The sequence below is a fragment of the Burkholderia sp. ABCPW 111 genome, from assembly GCF_000773065.1.
GTDB classification, from domain to species: Bacteria; Pseudomonadota; Gammaproteobacteria; order Burkholderiales; family Burkholderiaceae; genus Burkholderia; species Burkholderia savannae.
This window is the reverse complement of record NZ_JPWT01000063.1, coordinates 69,819-76,142: the sequence shown is the minus strand read 5'-3', so window position 1 is coordinate 76,142 and position 6,324 is coordinate 69,819. Positions and strand designations below refer to the sequence as shown.

The 6,324-nt window shown below is 69.5% G+C and carries 5 protein-coding genes; all 5 read right to left on the bottom strand.

The genetic code is table 11. From position 1 onward, the window contains the following. The coding region (locus X946_RS12590; protein ID WP_038747920.1) for a DUF802 domain-containing protein at positions 1-1,528 on the bottom strand (1,528 nt) is incomplete at its 3' end. Between the two features lie 10 nt (positions 1,529-1,538). Beyond that, a complete protein-coding gene (locus X946_RS12585; RefSeq protein WP_038747917.1) occupies positions 1,539-2,303 on the bottom strand; it encodes a DUF3348 domain-containing protein in 765 nt (254 codons plus the stop codon). Between the two features lie 632 nt (positions 2,304-2,935). After that, entirely contained in the window at positions 2,936-3,922 is a 987-nt protein-coding gene (locus X946_RS12575) for an aldo/keto reductase (protein WP_038747911.1), read from the bottom strand. Between the two features lie 52 nt (positions 3,923-3,974). Further along, positions 3,975-5,249, bottom strand: a complete 1,275-nt coding sequence (locus X946_RS12570; protein WP_052145075.1) for an MFS transporter — start codon at positions 5,247-5,249, stop codon at positions 3,975-3,977. 108 nt (positions 5,250-5,357) lie between these two features. After that, positions 5,358-6,242, bottom strand: a complete 885-nt coding sequence (locus tag X946_RS12565; protein ID WP_038747908.1) for an MBL fold metallo-hydrolase — start codon at positions 6,240-6,242, stop codon at positions 5,358-5,360. Positions 6,243-6,324 lie beyond the last annotated feature (82 nt).

Below are 6,324 nucleotides of genomic sequence, written 5' to 3'. Positions count from 1 at the left end.
TGCGCAGCAGCGCAGCGGTATGTTGCTCGAACGCGGCGGCTTGAGCGGAGATGTCGCGTGCGGTTTGCGTGAGCGCGTCGCAGATTTCCTGTTGCCGGTCCGCGGCGTGCGCGCTCGTTTGCTCCCATTCGGTGCCGAGCTTCGCGGCCATCGTTGCGAGCGAATCGGTCCACGCGGCCAGGCGCAGCTCGTCGCGCGACGCCAGATCCTTCTGCAGATCCGCATGCGATTGGCCCACCGTGCGCAGCAGCGCGGCCGAGTGCTGCTCGAACGTCGCGGCGGCCGCGTCGAGCGCCTGCCGGTTGCGCTCGGCCAGCGTCTCGTTGGCCCGCTCCTGACGCGACAGCGCGTCGTTCCACGCCGCGGACACGCTGCCCGCCGTCGCGTCGAGGCGCGCCGAGACGCCGTCGAGCAGGCCCGCCGAGCGTTGCTCGAACGATTCGACGAAGCGGTTCGCCGAGCCGTGCAGGCGCTGCGCGAGCGCGTCGCTCGAGCGCTGATGTTCGTCGAGCGCGTTGCGCCAGACGTTCGCGACGTTCGTCGCTGTCGCGTCGAAGCCGGCCGACAGCCCGTCGAGCTGCCGCTGCACAGCCTGCGCGACGGCGTCGTGCAGCGCGGTCGTCTCGCGTGCGAGCGCCGCCATCGTGGTTTCCATGACGGGCTGCAACGCCGAGCCGGCCACGCGCGCGCTCTCGGCGGCGCTGTCCTTCAGCGACTGCCCGACCGACGACGCGAGGCGCGCATACGTCTCTTCCGCCTTGCCGAGAAACGCTTGCTGGCCGGCGATCTGCCGCTCGGCCGACGCAATGCCTTGCTGCTCGAGCGTCGTCATCATCGTCTGCAGCCGATCGACCAGCGTGGGCATCATGTCGGCCTGCCGCTGCAGCAGCCTGAAGGTCTCGTCGCGCTGATGGGCGTGCGAGTGCACGCGCAGCGTCGTCGCGATCTTCGCGTCGAGCGCCTGCGCGGCCTGGAGCCGCTCGCGCCGGCAAAGCGCGGACAGGAGGCCCAGCATCGCGGACGCGGACACGCCGGCGATCGAGGTGCCGAACGCGAATCCGAGCCCCTTGACGGGCGCGGCGAGCGACGCGCGGATCGCATGCAGGTCCGTCGCGCTCTCGAGCGCGGCGCCGGTGCCCCGGAGCGTCATGACCATGCCGAGGAGCGTGCCCAGCATGCCGAGCAGCACGAGCAGGCCGACCAGATACGGCGTCAGCGCGGGGCCCGGCAGCGCGACGCGCTCGCCTTCGACGCGCAGGCGCACCGCGTGGCGCAGGCTCGGATGCAGCCGTTCGAGCCACGCCCGCAATTCGGACGGCGGCTCGGACAGGTCCGCGACCGCGTGCGCGAGCGTGGACGTGGCCTGCTGATAGCGGCGCAGTTCGAGCGCGCCGGCAAGATAGCAGGCGGCGATCACGACGGTCACGGCGAGCGCGAGCGGATTCGACGCGGCATAGCCCGCGCCGATCCAGCAGACCGCGGCGAGACCGGCGAAAAAGAAAACGAGATGAACGTGATGTCTGGACATGGGGGCCCGGTTAGCTGGCGCGAAGGGCGGCGAGCAGCCCTTCGACCGGTTGAAAACGAACTTCCAGCTCGGTGAGCAGCACGCTTTGCATATCCTTGCGGAACGCGTCGAGCCACGCGCCCGGCGTGGCCGCGGCGGCGTTCACGGCGGCGTTGGCTTCGGCGTCGGCAAGGCGTTGCTGCTCGGCCCGGCGCAGGCGCTCGAAATACGCGCCGAGCAGCTTCGGCACGCACGCGAGCAGGCTCCGCTCGCGCACGGCGAGCGCGCGCTCCATCGTCGCGTCGAGCACCGCGAGCCGGGCGAGGGCGGGCGTGCGGGCGGCCATCGTCTGCCGCAGGCGGCCGCGCAGGTCGCCGATGTCGATCTCCATCGCCTGCTGCATCGACAGGTAGTCGTGGCGAAAAAGCGTGAAATCGGCGGGCGCGTCCGCCGCCGCGTCGCGGGCGGCGGACGGCGCGACGCTGTCGCGTCCGGCGGCGAGCGCGCCCGTGCGGGCGATCGCTTTCGCGAGCGACGCGCGCACGCGCGCGCATTGGCCGCTTGCGTTGTCGCGGTCGCCGTCGCCGTCGCCGTCGGCGCGCGCGCCGGCCGCCGCGGCGGGCGGACTCATGCCGAGCGCCGACGACAGCGCGATCGCGTCGGTCCACGCGAGCCATTGGCTCAGCCGGTCCGACAGCGACTGCCTGGATTCCGGCACGTCGGCGTCCGCCAGGCGAGCAAGCAAGCGGATCAGCGCCGGTCCGCCGAGCGCTCTATGTTGCGGGGCTTGCACCATGCCACGAGTGTCAGTTTCGAAAAAAGGCAGCAGTTTACACGTTGGCGAGGGGCGGGCCGCCACTTCTTGGCGATCGGCGAGGCCGACGGGCGTCGATGCCTGATGCCGCGGGCGGGCGGATCATCGTGTCGGGCCGCGCGCAAACGCGCGCGATCGCGCGTGGGGAAGCCGGTTCTCAGCCGGGCGCGCGAGCGAAGGTGGGTGTGGTCCGCCTGCCGGCGCGCCCGTTGTCGACGGTATTTCGGCTGCATTTCGGCTGCATTTTTGCGGCATTCGGCTGCAACTCGCCGAAGACGCGGCTTGCGCGCGGCGGTCGGGATGCGGTCGGCGTTCTCGATGCGCGCTCGGTGTTCGCGCGCACGACGCCCGTCGACCGCTTCGGCGCGACGCGGATCTCGACGCGGGCGACTGCGCGCCAACCGTTGGGCGTCAGCGCCGTTCGTGTCCGGCGGACGTTCGCCGGGCGGGCCGGCAGCAACCGCTCGCGCGCATGCACGCCCGGGGATTGCGCGCTTGCGCGCCCGAGCGATCACGGATCGCGGCGCATGCGTCATCGAACGCGATCGCTCGGCGGCGGCGCGGCAAGCGCGGACGCACCGCGTGTTCGCGCGGACGTTGCGCGCCGCGCACGCTCAATGCCGATCGATCAGCGTCGCCCGTTCGTTCGAGTACCGGTTACCGTGCACCGTGACGCCCGCGAGCGCGCGCTCGATCTCGCGAAGATCCTCCGGCGTCAGCTCGATCGCCGCCGCGTCGACGTTCTCATCCAGACGATGCAGCTTGCTCGTGCCGGGAATCGGAACGATCCACGGCCTTTGAGCCAGAAGCCACGCGAGCGCGATCTGGGCGGGCGTCGCGTGCTTGCGCCGCGCGATCTGGTCGAGCCGGGCGACGACGCCGAGGTTCGACTCGCGCACGCCGGGCGCGAAGCGGGGAGACGCGCGGCGGGGATCGTCGCGCCCGAACGTCGTGCTTGCGGTGATCGCGCCCGTCAGAAAGCCCTTGCCGAGCGGGCTGAAGGAAACGAAGCCGATGCCGAGCGCGTCGAGCGTCGGCAGGATCGCCGTCTCGGGCTCGCGCCACCACAGCGAGAACTCGCTTTGCAGCGCGGCGACGGGCTGCACCGCGTGCGCGCGCCGGATCGTCTGCGCGCCGGCTTCCGACAACCCGAAATGCCGGACCTTGCCTTGCCGGATGAGATCCTGCACGGTTCCCGCGACGTCCTCGATCGGCACGTCCGGGTCGACGCGATGCTGGTAGAAGAGATCGATGTAGTCGGTCCGCAGGCGCGTCAGGGCGGCGTCGGCGACCGCCCGGATGCGCGCCGGACGGCTGTCCGGGCGCGCGCGAAGCTCGCCGTCGCGAAATCCGAACTTCGTCGCGATCACGACCTCGCGGCGAAACGGCGCGAGCGCCTCGCCGACGAGCGTCTCGTTGGTGTGCGGGCCGTAGGCCTCGGCGGTGTCGAAGAACGTCACACCGCGCTCGAACGCCGCCCGCACGATTCCGATCGCGTCCTGCCTGCCGGGCGCCGGCCCGTAGGCCGCGCTCAACCCCATGCAGCCGAAGCCTATCGCCGACACTTCCAGGCCGCCAGCGCCGAGTTTGCGTTTTTCCATTTCCGTCTCCTTGGGCCCGCCGGGCGGGCCCGGCCGCTGATCGGCCGCTTCGTCATGCGCAACGCGCGGCCGCGGCGCGAGCGTGCTTCGTCACGCGCGTGATGCAGATGAGGCTGATGACCGCGGCGCCGCACACGTAGAAGCCGGGCGCGATCTTCGAGCCGGTCGACGCGATCAGGTAGGTGATGAGAAACGGCGTGAAGCCGCCGAACGTCGCCGCGGTGAAGTCGTGCGCGATCGACACGCCCACCGTGCGGATCGACGGCGGAAACAGGTCGCACAGCAGCGCGGGCATCGGCGCCTGATACGACGTCATCAGCAGGCCGAGAACGAACTGGCTGATCAGAAGCGACGCGATCCGCGGATGCGACACGACGAACTCGAACGCCGGGATCACGATCAGCGCGATCAGGATCGCGCCGGTGCGCATCACGCGCAGCCGCCCGAATCGGTCCGACAGGCGGCCGAACACCGGCGAGAACGCGGCTTGAACCACGCCCGTCAGGATGGTCGCGGCGAACGCGCTCGTCTGCGGCAGGCCGAGCGTGCGCACCGCATAGGTCGGAAGATAGTAGGCGAGCGCATATGACGACACCGACACGAGCACGAACGTGCCGATCGATAGCACGCAGAGCGCCGGATGCTCGCGGATCGCTTCGCGCACCGGCGTCGCGTGTCGCGGCGCGATCGTCTTGTCGTTGACCTCGGGGACGTTGCGCCGCATGTACACGGCGACCGGAATGATCGCGAGCCCGATGAAGAACGGGATGCGCCAGCCCCAGTGCAGGATCTGCTCCGAGGTCAGCGACGCCGAGATGACGACGCCCGTCAGCCCCGCGAACACCGACGTCAAGCCTTGCGCCGCGATCTGGAAGCTCGAGTAGAATCCCCGATCCGCGGCGGGCGCGCGCTGCACGATGAACGTGATGCCCGAGCCGTATTCGCCGCCCGAGGAAAAACCCTGAACGAGCCGGGCGATTACCATCACGGCCGTCGCGGCGCCGCCGATCGACGAATAGGTCGGCGTCAGCGCGATCATCGCCGTGCCGAGTCCCATCAGCGTCACCGTGAGCGTGAGCGCGGCCTTCGCGCTCACCCGGTCCGCGTACGAACTGAGCACGAGCGCGCCGAGCGGCTTCACGAGATACGAGCCGCCGAACGTGCCGACGGTCGCGAGCAGCGAGACGAGCGGATCGGAATGCGGAAAGAAGAGCTTCGAGATCGTGACCGAGAAGTACAGGTACGCGAACAGGTCATACCATTCGAGCGTCGTGCCGATGACGGCGGCGGCGATCGCCTTTTTTTCGACGGGCCGGATGGACGCCATGTCTGCCTCGCAGGCGGAGGGCCGAACGTATTGCTCTAGCATATTCACGAAATGCCCCGAAGGTGGATGGCGGCGATGCGGGCGGCCCGCGCCGCCGCCGGTCGGCGGTTAGTCGAGCTTGCTCGCCTGAGGTCCGGATACCGGAATTTCCATGCGATCCGAGCCGAAGAAGATGTTGCCGCTGTAGATCCGGCTCATCTCGACGATGACGCGCTCGCGCACGCCCGGCTTGTCGAACTGCTCCGTCACGTGCGAGATGACGAGATTCTTCGCGTTCGCCTGCCGGGCCGCCTGCGCCACCTCGAGATGGCCGGCCGTGAAAGCGGCGAACGTCCTGCTGGGCGCGGTGCCGCTCAGGTAGTGGCACATGTGCACGAGCACGTCGCAATCCTTCGCGAGCCGATCGAGCGCCGGGCACGGGCCGGTGTCGCCCGAATACACGATCGACTGGCCGTCGTGATCGATTCGATAGCCGTACGAAACGAGATGGGGCGCGAAGTGATTCACGGCAACGGCCTGCACGGTCCATTCGTTTTCAGCAACCGTCGCGAGCGGCGACAGCTCCGTGACGACCGGCCGCGGCCGCGCGCGCGCGCCTTCGCCGCCGCGCGCGCGATACACGTCGATGCTCGCCTGGTTCTCCGTGCGCGAAACGAGATCCGGGCCGAAAGCGCCGTCGTCGCCGAACAGGCGATCGGTGATTTTCCGCAGCGGCGGCGGCCCGTACACCTTCAGCTCCGGGATTCTGCCCGCGCCCTGATCCCACCGCGTGAGCAGAAGCCGCGGGTAGTCGCCCATGTGATCGTAGTGGTGATGGCTGAAGAACGCATGCGAGATGCGCGTCGCGGGAACGCCGAGTTCGAGCAGGCGATGGTGCGAGCCGAATCCGTGATCGAACACGATGTAGTCGCCGCCCGCTTCGACGAGATAGCCCGAGCACATCCGGCTGGTTGAGGGCGTGGGCGTGCCGGTGCCCAAGAGCCACAGTTTCATCTGACCTCCAAGTCACGAGTCGTGGTGCGTGCCGCACCTGTGAGCCCGATACTAGTTCGGCCATATAACTCGGCATTGAAAT

Bases quoted from the DNA above. Each gene is read 5' to 3' on its own strand.
- X946_RS12570 (WP_052145075.1), bottom strand. From the start codon at position 5,249: ATGGCGTCCATCCGGCCCGTCGAAAAAAAGGCGATCGCCGCCGCCGTC.
- X946_RS12585 (WP_038747917.1), bottom strand. From the start codon at position 2,303: ATGGTGCAAGCCCCGCAACATAGAGCGCTCGGCGGACCGGCGCTGATC.
- X946_RS12575 (WP_038747911.1), bottom strand. From the start codon at position 3,922: ATGGAAAAACGCAAACTCGGCGCTGGCGGCCTGGAAGTGTCGGCGATA.
- X946_RS12565 (WP_038747908.1), bottom strand. From the start codon at position 6,242: ATGAAACTGTGGCTCTTGGGCACCGGCACGCCCACGCCCTCAACCAGC.